Origin of the sequence: Actinophytocola sp., assembly GCF_036002505.1 — a bacterium.
In the GTDB taxonomy this organism is placed as follows: domain Bacteria; phylum Actinomycetota; class Actinomycetes; order Mycobacteriales; family Pseudonocardiaceae; genus DASYTH01.
The window spans coordinates 15802-29610 of record NZ_DASYTH010000388.1 but is presented as its reverse complement, the minus strand read 5'-3'; the positions used below and the strand labels follow the sequence as shown (position 1 = coordinate 29610).

Below are 13809 nucleotides of genomic sequence, written 5' to 3'. Positions count from 1 at the left end.
GTGTGATCGGCGTCCCACGAGGCGAGAACGCCTCGCCGGGCGCCGACCGTGGGTACCGTTCGATTCGCCCCGACCAGTGGGGGAAGGTGGAGACGGTAGTGGCTGTGCGGGTGGCCGAGCGCGTTCCCAAGCCGGATGTGCCGAACCCGTTGGTGCGCCGCGCCGAGGCCGAGATCCTGACCGCGGCGCTGGACAGCCTGGGCGAGCGGTCCGGCCACATCATCGAGCTGGTCGGCGAGCCGGGCGCCGGGAAGACCAGGCTGCTCGCCGCGCTCGGCGCCGAGGCCGCCGAGCGGGGCGTCACCGTGCTCAGCGGCCGGTGCTCCGAGCTGGAGCGGCGGATGCCGTTGCACGCCTTCGCCGCCGTGCTGGACGGCATCGACGCCGACGGCGTGGTCGCCCGGCTGGCCGCCGAGGGCGAGGCACTGTCCGACTACGACCGGTTACAGGCCTACCGCACCGTCCGCACGCTGATCGGCCAGCGCTGCGGCGCCGGCATGCTGTTGCTGCTCGACGACTTCCACTGGGCCGACCAGTACTCGATCGGGCTGATGGACTACCTGACCCGCTGGCCGGTGGACGCGCCGCTGCTGACCGTGGTCGCGCACCGCACGCCGCAGGCCTCCGCCCGGCTGCGCGGTGCGCTGGCGCACGGCATGGAGCTGGGCACGGTCGACCGGGTGGAATTGGGCGAGCTGAGCCTGGCCCAGTCCGCGGAGCTGCTCGGCCGCGCCGTCGACGACGAGCGGCTGCTCGAGCTGCACACCCGCGGCAACGGCAACCCGCTGTACCTGCTGGCGCTGGCGAACGCCGCCTCGTTGCGGGACAAGGGCGCCGGGGTGCCGTGCGCGGCCGGCATCCCCAGCCACTTCGCCGCCCGGATGGTCGGCGAGCTGGCCACGCTCACCGCGGTGGAGCAGACGATCATCGACGCGGCCGCGGTGCTCGGTGAGTTCGACCTGGACACCCTGGCCACGGTGGCGGATCTGGACAAGGGCGAGGTCTACTCCTCGGTGGCCCCGCTCATCCGGCGCGATCTCCTCCGGCCGGTGGGCCGCAGCCCGCTGTTCACCTGGCGGCACCCGGTGCTGCGCGGGTTGTGTTACATCAACACGGATCCGCGCTGGCGGGTCGCCGCGCACCGCCGGGCCCAGGCCGTGCTCGCGGCCAGCGGGGCCTCGGCCGCCGAGCAGGCGCCGCACGTGGAGTTCTCGCTGTCCGGCCCGGATCCGCACGCGCTGCAGGTGCTCACCCGGGCCGCCGAGGACGCCATGCAGGCCGGTGACCCGGTGGCCGCGGTGTACTGGTTCCAGGTGGCGCTCGGCGCGCTGCCCGGGGCCCGCTCGGTGGAGGCCCGCCGGGTGGCGCTGTTCCGGTTGCTGGGCCGGGTATTCGAGGGCCTGTCCTGGCACCAGGACGTCCGGCACGTGCTGGACGCGGCGCTGCGCATGGTGATCCACGAGCCGGCCGACATCCGCACCGCGGCGCTGACCTGGTGCGCGCTGACCACGAGCCTGCGCGGCGGGCGGGAGCACGCGGAAGCCTTGCTGGACGCGGAGCTGGCCGCCGGCGACGGGGCGGCGCTGCGCATCGGCCGCGGGATCATCGGGCTGCTGGACGGAAAGCTGCCGAAGCCGGAGGAGCTCGAAGCGGCGCTGCGGCTGGCCCGCGAGCAGGACGACCAGCTGGCCGAATCCGGCGTGCGGGCGCTGACCGCGTTCGCCGCCGCGGTCGGGGCCCGGCCCGGTGACGCGGTGGCGTCCAGCGCCACGCTGCTGAACCGGCTGACCGACCGGGAGCTCGCGATCAATCCGGAGTACCTGGTCATCCACGCCTGGGCGGAGCTGCTCACCGGCCGGCTCACCGACGCGGTGGACAACTTCCGCCGGGGCCTGGCCATCGTGCGCGACTCCGGGCACGAGTTCCTGGAATCCGCACTGCTCTGCGGGTTGAGCGTGGGGCTGCGGCACGGCGGGCACCTCGCCGACGCCCGGGTGGACGCGGTCCGGGCCCGCGAGTCGGCGCTGCGCCACCACGCGCAGGGCCTGGTGGGTCTGGCGCTGGCCATCGAGTCGGAGGCCGCGGCGTGGCTGGACGCGCGCGACCGGATGCAGGCGATCACCTTGGGGGAGCAGGCGTTCACGGCGCTCCGCGCGGCCAGCGCCGGCTGCTCGGCCAGCGCTGCCGTGCCGTTCGCGACCGCGTTGCGGCTCAACGGGGAGCTTTCCCGGGCCACCGACCTGCTGCTGTCCAACGGCGGCGGGCACGACCTCGACCGGCTGCCGCTGGGCCTGCGCCCGCGCTGCTACGAGCTGCTCACCGCCGCCGCCCTGGAGGCCGGTGACCCCGTGGCCGCCACCGAATGGGCCCGCCGCGCCAGCACCGCGGCCGAGACGCTGGCGCTGCCGGACGCTCGCGGCCACGCCTACCTGGCGCAGGCTCATCTGGCTCGCCACGACGGCCGGCTGGCCGCGGCGGTCACGCTGTTCCGTTCCGCGGCCGGGGAGTTCACCGCCGCCGGCATGCCGATCCACCACGCCTGGGTGCTGGTGCTCGCCGCGCCGCACGTCGCCGAGACCGGCCTCACCGACGAGGCGGCGACCATGCTGCGGATGGCCGCGGAGCTCGCCGGCCCGTGCGGCGCCCAGTGGCTGGGGGAGATGGCCGAGCGCCTGCTGGCCGGTCTCGCCGACCGGGTCGAGCCGCGCACCCCGCCGTCCGGTTTCGCCGATCTCACCGTCCGGGAACGGGAGGTGGCGAGCCTGGCCAAGACCGGCAAGTCCACCCGCGAGATCGCCGCCGCGCTGTCGCTGAGCCCGCGCACCGTCGACGTCCACCTCACCCGCATCTACCGCAAGCTCAACATCCGCTCCCGCGCTGCCCTGGCCAACCTCCTCGTACACGACTGACGGCTTTAGCTACTCGTTAGCCCCGCCGCCGATGCTGTCGTGATCTCACCGGTCTCGACTCGACGTGGGGAGCGCAAGATGGCCGACCCGTTCGCGGCGCCCGACACCCTGGCCGAACGCATCCGCCAGTGGCACGTGTTCCAACCCTGGCTCCAGCAGGACCCGGTCACCCCCTTCGCCGAGCTGCGCGCCCACGCCCCCGTCGTCCGCTCCGAGGAGTTCGGCGGCTACTGGATCCTCACCCGCTACGCCGACATCGAATGGGCCGCCCGCAACCCGGAGATATTCTCCAGCGACAAATCCATGATCCCCCACCACGAGTTCTTCGGCCCCAAAATGATTCCGATCGAACTCGACGGCCTCGTCCACCGCGCCTGGCGCATCACCCTCTCCGACCTGTTCAGCCCCGACGCCGTCAAACACCTCGTCCCGCACATCCGCTCCGCCGCCTTCTCCCTGATCGACCCCATCGTGGAGAAGGGATCGTGCAACTTCATCACCGACTTCGCCATCCCCCTCCCCGCAGACACCTTCCTCACCCACTTCGGCATCGGCCATGAATATTTGGAGGAACTCCTAGTCCACAAGGACTGGCTAGCCTACGAAGCCCTCCCCAAAGCCCAATCCGACAAAGACATTCAAGAAGCCAACCAAACCCTCTGGCAGTTCTTCGGCGACGCCATCACCCGCCGCCGCGAGGCCGGGACGGAAGGCCGCACCGACGTCCTCAGCCGCCTCCTCAACGCCACCCACGACGGCCGCCCCCTCACCCAAGACGAAATGATCAACGTCGTCTTCCTGACCATGATGGCCGCCCTCGACAGCACCAACTCCGCCCTGGGCATGATATTCCTGTACCTGGCCGAACACCCCGACGCACAAAACCTGATCGCCACCGACCCCACCAAAATCCCCACAATCATCGAAGAACTCCTCCGCTACGAACCCATCTCCACCACCGCCCGCGTCCTCACCCGCGACATCAACCTCCACGGCGAGACGCTGCACGCCGGCGACCAGGTCCTCGTACCCTGGGGCATGGCCGGCCGCGACCCCGAGGTCTTCGACGACCCCGACAACGTCAACTTCTCCCGCTCCAGCACGCGCCACCTGGGCTTCGGCATCGGCCCCCACAGGTGCCTGGGCATGTTCGTCGCCCGCAGCGTGCTCCGGATCGCTCTGGAAGAATGGCACGCGCGTATTCCTCGCTACCATGTGACGCCGGGGTGCATGCCGTTGCGGCGTTACACTCAGGTCCGCGGCCTGAACAACCTGGAAATCACGATCGGCGCCAGCTGACCGGCGGTCCGAGCGGGTCATGGCTTCGTCAGCGCGCCGAGCAACTGTCCCAGTTCGCTGATGAGCTCGGGCACGGCGTCCAGTGTGGACACGATGCCGTCGGATTCGCTGCCGCCGTACCCCTGACCGGAGTGGTGCTCGGCGCGTTTTGCGGTGAGCAGGAGCATCATCATGAAGCTGACCACCGCCATCCTGCTGCGGCGTCGGGACGGCTCCGCCATGGTGACTCCTCTCCCCGGTTCCGGTAGCCGATCCGCTCCGGAGAGCACTGATGGTGTTGGCAGACGCCGGCTCGTCGCCTCGTGCGCGGCGGGTGATTCACCGGCTGGAAGCTCCACAATGGACACGATCGGCGGGCGGCCGGAGGCCGCGAGCGGGATCACCCGGTGTGGGTGAGGACCACCGGGGGAGATTCCGGCAGGTTGACACGTGGACTCGGAAAGCCGAAACCACCCCTGGAGCCGGGTCCCAGTCGGTGCCGGACGGGTCGAGCGGAGTTCGCAGTGGTGTTGGTTCGGGGCCACACCTTGGCGGCCAGCGATCGGGCCCGGTCCGTCCGGCACCGGCACGGCGCACGAATGAACGGGCGGGAGATACACGTCGATGAACCTGCTGCTGAGCGTACGGCGAGACGGCCTCGAAACGATGGTTTCGGTGGCCGGCGAGATCGACCTCGGGTCCAGCCGGCGCCTACACAATTGTGCCCGTGAGGTCATCCGGCGGCACGGGCCGCGGCTGGCGGTCGATCTCGCCGGGGTCACGTTCATGGATTGCGGTGGGGTCAGGGTGCTCCTGGCAATTCGGGCACAGGCTCGCCGGCTCGGCGGATACCTGAGCGTGGTCTCGGCGTCCGGGCCGGTCCGCAAGGTCGTGGAAATACTGGGTATGGACCGGGTCCTCGCGGTCCCGGAAAGGTCCGACGACACCGGCATCGCGCGGGGCCTCGACGACGGCTGCGTTTCCTGCCTGATCGAGTGGACCCGTCCGGGTCTCCCGCACCACGACGTCGAGGACGTGGACAACCAGATGGTCAGCTGCTGAACAGCGGCACGCAGGCGTCAGTGGGAGGCCGACCGTGCCCGATTCGAGCGGATTGGACCGGGACGGGCCGGCGCTGAGCGGCGACGAGCGTGCCGAGTTGGAGCGGTTGCGCGGTGAGGTTGGGGCGCTGCGGGCGTCCCGGCCCCGGCGCCTGATGAAGGGGAAGCCGCTCGTCGCGGGCGTGCTGATCGTGGTGGGCTGCGCGCTGGCGCCCGTATCGCTGGCCACCGTGTGGGTGCACAACCAGGTGGCGGACACCGACCGGTTCGTCGCCACGGTGGGCCCGCTGATCCGGGAACCCTCGGTGCAGGCGGCGCTGACCGACCGGGTGACCGACACCGTCTTCAGCTACGTCGACGTGCGGGCGCTGGCCGGCGAAGCGGTGGACGCCCTCTCCGCCCAGGGTTTGCCGCCGCGGATCGCCGATCGCCTGCGGGACCTCACCGGTCCGCTGGCCGCGAGCGTGCGGAGCTTCGTCCACACCAAGGTCGGCGAACTGTTCGCCAGCCCGCAGTTCGCGCAGGCCTGGGACCGCGTCGTCCGGATAGCGCACGAGCAGGCCAACGCGGTGCTGTCGGGGTCGTCCTCGGCGGTCGCGGTCCGCGGTTCGGACGTGGTGCTGGATCTGGCCCCGTTCCTCGACGCGGCGAAGCAGCAGTTGGCCGAGTCGGGTCTGGCGGTGGCGGCTCGGCTGCCCGAGGTGCATCCCACGATCGCCATCGCGGAGGCGAGGGATCTGGTGCGGGCGCGAACCGCGTATTCCACGCTGGACCGGGCCGCGGCCTGGCTGCCGTGGGTCGCCGCCGCCGTCCTGGCGCTGGGTGTCTACCTCGCCGGTGATCACCGGCGGGCGGTGCTGGCCACCGGCCTCGGTGTCGCGGCGGGCATGGTCGTGCTGGCGGGCACCTTGCTGGTGTCGCGTGCGGTGCTGGTGGACAGCGTGCCGGGCAGGTCGGCGCCCGCGACCGCGGCTGCCTTCGACATCCTGGTCCGGTTCCTGCGCGACGGGCTGCGCACCGCGCTCGTGCTCGGCCTGGTGGTCGCCGCGGGGGCGTTCCTGACCGGACCGGCGGTCACCGCCGCCCGCCTGCGCGCCTCCGCCGGGCAGACCCTTGGTTGGCTTCGCGAGCGCGGCACGAAGGCCGGGTTGCGCACCGGCCCGGTCGGCGGCTGGGTGCACACCCACCTCGGTGCCCTGCGGATCGGGGCGGTGGGCCTGGCCGTGCTGGTCTTCGTGTTTCTGGACCGGCCCAGCGGCCTTGCCGTTCTGATGATCGCGCTGGTGCTGGTCGCCTGCCTTGCGGTGATCCAGTTTCTTGACCAGAAGCCGGTCACAGGAGCCCGCGCTGGCGGGCGACGGTGATGGCGTCCCGGCGGCGGTTGACCCCGAGTTTGCGATAGATGCCGCGTAGGTGGGTCTTGACCGTGTTGACCGAGACGAACAGGGAATCGGCGATCTCTTCGGCGGTGCGCATCGAGGGTAGTTCGGCGAGCAGGGCCTGTTCCCGTTTGGTGAGCCCGTCGGTGAGGTCGGGGGCGGACGCGGGTAGTCCGGCCAACACCGTGCCGGCGAAGGGTTCCAGCTGACCGAACCGGCCGGCTCCGTCGGCGAGCAGGGTGCGGATCGCGGGGCCGGCCTCGTGGAAGGGCCGGAGCGCATGGTGCGGCGCGGCCACGGCGAGGGCTCGGGCGAGGGCTTCGTGGGCGTCCTGGACGTTCTCGATCCGATGCGCCAGCACGGCTTCCAGCAGCCAGGCGTCGATGAGGGTCGGGGTGACGATGGTGCGGTTCTGGCCGTTGAGGACGGACTCCAGCAGCCGCCTGGCCAGGCGGGTCCTGCCGGTGTGGGCGTGCAGGCCGGCCCGGAGCAGTGCGCGTTCCCCGCAGGGGTAGAGCAGAGCGTCGGCCCGCTCGGCCAACTCCGTCGCCCACGCCTGGTTCCCTGTGCGGAGCGCCATCCGCTGGCAGGCCGGGAGCACGTAGGCGAGCAGGGCCGGTGACGGGTTCCGGTCACCGACGCGTTGCCATTGCCGCTGCAGGGTGGTCGTGACCGACACCGGGTCCTCGGCATGGTCGAACACGACCATTGCCCGCAGGGTGCGCGCGAACAGCGGGATGGTGGGGTCGGCCGGCGCACCGTCCCGGTTGCTGCCGGCGATCGTCCAGAGCTGCCGGGCCCGCTGATCGTCCAGTTGCTGGTAGGCGACGACACCCAGCAGCAAGTACAGGTAGGCGCAGCGGGATGTCCGTGCCCAGCCTCGGGACTTGGCGAACCTGAGCGCGGACTCGGCCAGCTCTCGCAGGTGCGTGAGGTCGCCCTCCGCGGCCAGATGCACTTTGCTGTGCAGGACGACGGCGTCCCGGTGTTCGGCCGTGGCACGGTCATGGGCGCGTTGCAGATCCGCCGCCGCGGCCTGCCGGTTGCCGGTCCAGGCCGCGGCGACACCGCGGTGGAGCAGGGCGAGCAGGTCCAGGTCATGGTCGCCGGTGTGGCCGGCCTGCGTGGTTTTCAGCTTCGCCAGCATGGCGCCGATGTCACCCTGCACCAGGGCGCGGTGCAGCCACACCGTGGCCAGCTGCGCGCGTGATCGCTGCGTGTGCGCTGACCTGGCCAAGCCCCTCAGCCACCGGTCGGCCGCCGGTAGATCACCCAGGTCGAGGGTCGCCTCCGCAGCCACGAACGCGACGGGTTGCCGGGCCAGCACGTGGGCCGGTGCGGTGTCGAGAATTCCGCGCAGCCGGCCGGATCGTCCCCGCAGGATCTGCTCGAGCCCGTGGTCGGTGACCAGCCGGGTGACGAGCTCGTCGTCGCGGCCGGCGAGCGCGTGCACGATCGACCGCAGCGGGTCGCCGGCGGCGAGGAACCAGCCGGCGGCCGTCCGGTTGAGCAGATGCCGGTCGGACAGCCGGCGGCGACCCAGCTCGGCACGCAGGCACCTGCCGAGCAGCGGGTGGTAGCGGTACCAGCGCTGGGAGCCGTCCTGGTCGCACTCGACGATGCCGGCGCGTTCCAGATGGTCGAGAATATGGCCGACATTCTGCTGCCGGCTCAACACGGCGGCGAGGCCGGCGGTGAACGACTGCGTGACGCTTGTGGACAGCATGAACTGCTGGACATCTTTTGGTTGCCGCGCAACGACTTCGTCAATGAGGTAGTCGGCCACGATCCGCTTGTCCCCGGTGAAGCCGGTGATCTGCCGGGCCGGCTGCACCGTGCCGTCCAGGCTCATCGCGGCGAACCGCAGGCCGGCCGGCCAACCCCGGGTTCGTTCCATCAGCAGCCGGAGGTCCGCATCGGTCAGCCGGATCCCTTCTTGTGCGTAGAGCAGCCGGGCTTCCTCCGCGGAGAAGGCAAGCTCACTGGCGCCGATTTCCCGGAGTCGCCCTTCCAGCATGAGCCGGGCCAGGTTCAGCGCCGGCGGCAATCTGGTCGCCAGCACGATCCGCAGCATGGCGGGCGCATAACGGAGCAGGAAGTTCAAGGTGCGCACGGCGCCCGCGGAACGCACCTCATGCACGTCATCCAGCACCAGGACGATCGGTCTGACCAACCGGTCGATCGCCGCGATCACCCCGGCGATAAGGGCCGCATACGGCTCGCCCGGCGGGGGTGTCAACGCGTCGAGCGGACCACCCCGTTCCCAGGCACCACTCTCCCGCAGCGCGCGCAGAATCGCCGACCACAGCAGGATCGGATCGTCGTCCTCGGAGTCCAGACAGACCCACGCCACACAACTGTCGCCGCACTCGGTCCGCCGCCGGGCCCAGGAGGCGAGCATCGTCGTCTTTCCCGTACCGGCGGGCGCGCACACGACCGTCACGGGGCCGCCGGCAGCGCTGATGCCGGCCGCCGTGTCCAGCAGGGCGTGCAGATGTTCGCGCGGCAGAACGGTCGATGTGGTGGCGGGAATGCGCACCTTCATCGCGGCCACCGGCATGCTCGGGTCGACCACTTTGGCAAGGTGGGCGACATGGCGAACCACCGAATGGCTTAACGGTTCACTTAACTGCATTCCTCGTCCCGGTTGAGGAGGGTGTCAACCCGGTTGATCAAAGACCCTTCACGGATCTCCCGTCAATACCATCGTGGGCCGGAGAAAGGATCATTACCTGTTTGGGGTAATGATTCCTGGCGGGCAGGGGTCGCTGGGAGGTGAACGAATCCGCGGTGGCATGGCCGTCCGGAAGCTGCTCCCCCTGAGAAGCTGCTCCCCCTGAGGGGATTAGGCTCATCGCTCGAGGATCAGCCGCTTCTGCCATTGGAATTCATCCTCGGTCAGCGCTCCCTGGCTCTTCAGTTCGTTGAGCTCACGGAGCTGGCTCAAGGTCTCGTCGACGTCATCGTCCGCCGCCGGCGGAGCGCTGGACTGCCGGGTCCAGCGGCCCGCTTGCCGCCGGGTCACCCGGTTGGACACCGCGGTCGCGGTGCCGGCGACGATGGCGGTGCGGGCGATGCCACGCAGCAAACCTGGCATGGTTTGTCCTTCCTCAGGGGTTGCCGGATCGGCGAACCGCTCTTACGAACCAGCGGCGTCCAGCGCGGAGGCGATGTCCAGCCAAGGAATTCGCCCGGTGGCGACGAGTTGGGCGCCGCTTCGGCGCAGCGCCGCGGCCATCGGGGCCGCCCACAGGTTCTCGTAGATGAGAACGGCCGCCGTGCTCCCTGCCCGGAGCACGACGCCGGCCTCGTCGATGTCGTCCCGGCTCAGCAGCCCGGACGACGCTCCGTCGAAAACGGCGAGGTCGAGGGTTCCGTCGCCGTCCAGGTCGGCGACGCTCAGCACGGTGATCGAGCCGTCCGGTTCCTTGCGGACGAAGACCAGGTCGAGGACGCGGATGATGCCCCGGTCGACGAGCCCGAGCAGGTGCGCCAGTCCCGCACCCGTCATGCGGTTTTCCGGGAACTCGACGATGAGATAGTCGATAGGGCCCAGATCGGTCAGTTCGTCGGTCACTGACGCAGCATGGCCGCGCCCGGGCAGGCCGGGCATCGCCCGGGACAGGTGGCCGGACGAGCGGCGCCGGGCGGGTCATCGCGACAGGCCATCCGGCGCGTGGGATGTTCGCGGGCCGCCGAAACGTCGGATGACGTGACACCCGTTCGGCGAAGGGTTGGCCGCGGTGGCCGACCGTCAGGCCTGGGGAACTCGAATGAGATCGCCCGGATGGATCACGTTCGGATTCGTGATCGTCTGCGGATTGGCGGCCACGAGCCGGTGGTAGAAATTGCCATTCCCGTAGTACCTGGTCGAAATCGCCCACAACGTCTCGCCCGGCGCCACGGTGTGCTCCAGGTAGTTTCGGTACCCGGGGATGATGATCCGCCCCAGCAGCACCGGCACCACGACCTTGTCGAGCTCGGCCCCATCCTTTGGCGAGACATGGAAGACCTCGACGAACAGCTGCGGCAGGCTGAAGGCGGCACCCGCCACGTTCGCCGTCACCTGGAACTGACCATGGCCGCCCGCCCCGTCCCCGGACAGAAAACTCCCGGTGACCTCGTCGTGGCCTTCGTGAATCCGGTAGCTGAAGCCGGCTTCGAACGCCCCGCCGGCCACCCCGCCGATCTGGATCCGGTCGGTCACCAGGTCGGAGGACCGCGGCTGCTGAACGTCAATCGACATGTCCACCCCTCTCGTCGCACGTCATTCTGGCCCCTCCATCCGGCACACCGCTCGCGGCCCCTGTGCTCCACAGTGGACAGATGATCCCCGAGCCAGCTCATCCGGTGCGGGGGATGCCGGCGGGGGCCGAATACCGAAACGTCTGACCGGCACCCAGTCCCAGGGAAAGGGGGTATCCGATGAGTGCTGCCGCTCGGACGGTCATCTCGACCAGACCGTCCCGGGGATGGCGGATCGCCTTCGGTGTGCTGACGGTGCTGGCCGGCGTGCTCGTCCTCGTCTGGCCCGGAGCCGCGGTCGTCACCGTGGCCGTCATCCTGGGCATTCACCTGATCGTCGCTGGCGTCATCCGGACGGTGACCGCATTGACCCGCCACATCGACAGCGGCCGCACCCGGGCGCTGTACCTGATCCTCGGCCTGTTCCTGGTCGCGGCCGGCACCTGGTGCCTGGTCCTGCCCTTCCCCGCCGCGGCCTTCCTGGTGCTGCTGTTCGGTCTGAGCTGGGTGGTCAACGGTGTGATCGAACTGATTCACGGCTTCACCGGAGGCGGTGGCTGGACCATCGCCTCCGGCGCGGTAAGCCTCGTGGCCGGGATCGTGGTGCTCGCCTATCCGGCTCCCGGCGTGCTCGCCCTCGCCTGGTTGTTCGGCCTGGCCCTGATCGCGATCGGGCTGACCGTCACGATCGGCGCGATGGCCACCGGACGGCGGACCCGAACCGTTGCCCCGCCGGGAAGTTCACCCCCGGTGAGCGATGCCGGCGCTGGCCGCCGCCCGGAGGATCGCAATGGTGGAGTCGACGCGGCAACGTAGGGCAAGCTCGTGGGTCGGGTCCGTGGCGCGCCTGGGGCTCCTCCCGCTGGTGCTGCCCCGCTGGGCCGCCCGGCGTGTGCTGGACGCACTCGTTCCGCTGGTCGTGGCGGAGGTGCTGCGGCGGGTCGACATGACCACGCTGATCATCCGGCACGTCGACCTCGACCGGGTGGTCGCGGAGGTTGATCTCGCCGGCCTGGTCGAGGACGTCCTCGGCGCGGTCGACCTGCCGCGGCTCGTCCGGGAGTCCACCGGCGTGCTGGTATCCGGCTCGGTGCGGCGGGTCCGACTGGGCGGCATCGCCGCCGACGAGGCGGTCGGGCGCGTGCGCGGCCGGTTGCGGCACCGTCCCACCGGCCCGTCATGACCGGGCACGCCCCGCACGAGGCATGGCCGCACCAGGGGCGGCGTGCCGGGATCATGACCCGGATGACCGCCGCGGTTCTGGATGCCGTGGTGCTGCTGGCGATCGTGTCGTGCGAGTACGGAATGGTCGCTGGGCTGGCGTTCCTGGTCCACCCGTTCACGTTCGGCTTTCCCCGGCCCTCGCGCTGGCTCACGGTGGGCGTGGCACTCGCGTCGACCGTCGGCTACCTGGCCGCCGCGTGGACTATCAGCGGGCGGACCTGCGGCGCGTTGCTCATGGGCCTGCGGGTGGTGGGGCCGGCCGGGCGGTTGCGGCCGGCCGGCGCCCTGGTGCGGGCCGTGCTGTGTGTGGTGTTTCCGGTCGGGCTGCTGTGGTGCGCGGTGAGCGCGCGGAATCAATCGCTTCAGGACGTCGTGGTTCGGACGTCCGTCGTTTATGACTGGTCGCGGTGAAGGAGGTTGGCATGTGTCGCTGGCTGGCTTACTCGGGTTCCCCGGTCCGCCTGGAGGATCTGCTGTACAAGCCGGAGAACTCGTTGGTGGTGCAGAGCAAGCATTCGCGCCTGGGTGCGGAGACCATGAACGGGGACGGGTTCGGCGTGGGCTGGTACGGAGATCTGGACACGCCGGGGGTGTTCCACAGCGTCAAGCCGGCCTGGAACGACCGCAACCTGCGTGAGCTGTCGGCCTTCGCCAGGTCCGGCCGGTTCTTCGCGCATATTCGCGCGTCCACCGGCACCGCGGTGCAGGAGACGAACTGCCATCCGTTCCGGCACGGCCGCTGGCTGTGGATGCACAACGGGCTCATCACGGACTTCCCGAAGGTGCGGCGCGACCTGGCGCTGGTGGTCGATCCCGAGCTCTATCCCGATATTCAGGGCTCGACCGACTCCGAGATCCTGTTCTTCCTCGCCCTGACGTTCGGCCTGGAACGGGACCCGCTCGCCGCGATGACCCAGGCGGTCCGGTTCGTCGAGGAAACCGGCCGGAGCCACGGGATCGAGTACCCGATCCAGCTGACGGTCGCCACCACCGGCGGCGACACCCTGTGGGCGTTCCGGTACTCCAGCGAAGGCCGGTCCCGGTCCCTGTTCCACAGCACGGATGTCGAGACGCTGCGCGAGCAGTATCCGGACAATCCCGCGCTGCAGGCTATTTCACCGGAAACGCTGATTATCGTGTCCGAGCCGCTGGGCGGCCTGCACGGCGCCTGGCACGAGGTGCCGGAGGCGACCTGCGTGGTCGCCCACAACGGCGTCAAGGAACTGCACCCGTTCCGGCCTGCGGCCGGGTGACTGGCCTGGCTGGGTGGTGGGTCGGGTGGCGTTGGCGGGTGGCGGTTGGGGGGTGGCTGGGTTCGAAGAAGGCAAGGACGGGGGACGGGCGGGGTGGTGGGGCTGCGGTGCCCCGGCGGCGGGGACGAGGACCAAGACCGGGCCGCTTCGTGGCGGGGTTGGTGGGACTGATGGGGCGATTGTGGCACGTGTGGGTGATGGCGGAGTTCATGATCGCTGTTTCAGGGCGCTGGCGCTCAGATATGAGCGTCAACGCCCACTTTCAGCGATCTTGCCGGCAAGATCACCGATTCGGGCTCGCTGACCGCGCCAGGCACGGCTGACCCGCCCATAACAGCGATCATGGCCGCCCCGGCCCACCCGCCCAAGGCCCCAGCCACCCTGCCACGGCGCCGGGAAGACCAGGCTCAGGCCCGCCCACCTCCCCAGCCTTCGCTAAACCCAGCCACAACCCCAACCG

Annotated in this window: 13 protein-coding genes; 8 read left to right on the top strand and 5 right to left on the bottom strand. The window is 70.4% G+C overall.

Features of this window, described 5'->3' with window-relative positions:
• Positions 1-98: 98 nt before the first annotated feature.
• Entirely contained in the window at positions 99-2909 is a 2811-nt protein-coding gene (locus tag VGR06_RS34085; protein WP_327563309.1) for an ATP-binding protein, read from the top strand.
• A gap of 78 nt (positions 2910-2987) precedes the next feature.
• Positions 2988-4208 carry a cytochrome P450 gene (locus VGR06_RS34080; RefSeq protein ID WP_327563308.1) on the top strand — a complete coding sequence of 407 codons (1221 nt, stop codon included), beginning with the start codon at positions 2988-2990 and terminating at the stop codon, positions 4206-4208.
• A 17-nt stretch (positions 4209-4225) separates the two neighbouring features.
• Here the strand turns inward: VGR06_RS34080 and VGR06_RS34075 are convergent, their stop codons facing one another.
• Positions 4226-4429, bottom strand: coding sequence for a hypothetical protein (locus VGR06_RS34075; RefSeq protein WP_327563307.1), 204 nt, complete (start codon positions 4427-4429; stop codon positions 4226-4228).
• A gap of 382 nt (positions 4430-4811) precedes the next feature.
• Between VGR06_RS34075 and VGR06_RS34070 the strand changes: the two genes are divergently transcribed.
• Both VGR06_RS34070 and VGR06_RS34065 read left to right on the top strand, forming a co-directional pair.
• Positions 4812-5249 carry an STAS domain-containing protein gene (locus tag VGR06_RS34070; protein WP_327563306.1) on the top strand — a complete coding sequence of 146 codons (438 nt, stop codon included), beginning with the start codon at positions 4812-4814 and terminating at the stop codon, positions 5247-5249.
• Between the two features lie 34 nt (positions 5250-5283).
• Positions 5284-6612: a hypothetical protein gene (locus VGR06_RS34065; RefSeq protein WP_327563305.1), complete on the top strand. Its 1329-nt coding sequence runs from the start codon at positions 5284-5286 to the stop codon at positions 6610-6612.
• Here the strand turns inward: VGR06_RS34065 and VGR06_RS34060 are convergent.
• The 4 genes from VGR06_RS34060 to VGR06_RS34045 form a co-directional block, all read right to left on the bottom strand.
• Positions 6581-9202: a LuxR C-terminal-related transcriptional regulator gene (locus VGR06_RS34060; protein ID WP_327563304.1), complete on the bottom strand. Its 2622-nt coding sequence runs from the start codon at positions 9200-9202 to the stop codon at positions 6581-6583. The genes VGR06_RS34065 and VGR06_RS34060 overlap by 32 nt on opposite strands.
• Before the next feature lie 276 nt (positions 9203-9478).
• The gene (locus VGR06_RS34055) at positions 9479-9724 is read right to left on the bottom strand and encodes an SHOCT domain-containing protein (RefSeq protein ID WP_327563303.1); all 246 of its coding nucleotides are present in this window, start codon (positions 9722-9724) and stop codon (positions 9479-9481) included.
• 42 nt (positions 9725-9766) lie between these two features.
• Positions 9767-10204, bottom strand: coding sequence for a DUF6325 family protein (locus tag VGR06_RS34050; RefSeq protein WP_327563302.1), 438 nt, complete (start codon positions 10202-10204; stop codon positions 9767-9769).
• A 177-nt stretch (positions 10205-10381) separates the two neighbouring features.
• On the bottom strand, positions 10382-10873 hold the full coding sequence (locus tag VGR06_RS34045) for a Gmad2 immunoglobulin-like domain-containing protein (protein ID WP_327563301.1): 492 nt from the start codon (positions 10871-10873) through the stop codon (positions 10382-10384).
• A 179-nt stretch (positions 10874-11052) separates the two neighbouring features.
• On the opposite strand from VGR06_RS34045, the gene VGR06_RS34040 reads away from it, so the two are divergent.
• From VGR06_RS34040 to VGR06_RS34025, 4 genes are read left to right on the top strand one after another with little or no spacing between them, the layout of a single operon-like run.
• Positions 11053-11688, top strand: coding sequence for an HdeD family acid-resistance protein (locus tag VGR06_RS34040; protein ID WP_327563300.1), 636 nt, complete (start codon positions 11053-11055; stop codon positions 11686-11688).
• A gap of 22 nt (positions 11689-11710) precedes the next feature.
• Positions 11711-12055 carry a hypothetical protein gene (locus tag VGR06_RS34035; protein ID WP_327563299.1) on the top strand — a complete coding sequence of 115 codons (345 nt, stop codon included), beginning with the start codon at positions 11711-11713 and terminating at the stop codon, positions 12053-12055.
• A complete protein-coding gene (locus tag VGR06_RS34030; RefSeq protein WP_327563298.1) occupies positions 12052-12507 on the top strand; it encodes an RDD family protein in 456 nt (151 codons plus the stop codon). The genes VGR06_RS34035 and VGR06_RS34030 overlap by 4 nt, the downstream gene beginning before the upstream one ends.
• Positions 12508-12518: 11 nt before the next feature.
• Positions 12519-13349 carry a class II glutamine amidotransferase gene (locus VGR06_RS34025; protein ID WP_327563297.1) on the top strand — a complete coding sequence of 277 codons (831 nt, stop codon included), beginning with the start codon at positions 12519-12521 and terminating at the stop codon, positions 13347-13349.
• Positions 13350-13809: the final 460 nt, after the last annotated feature.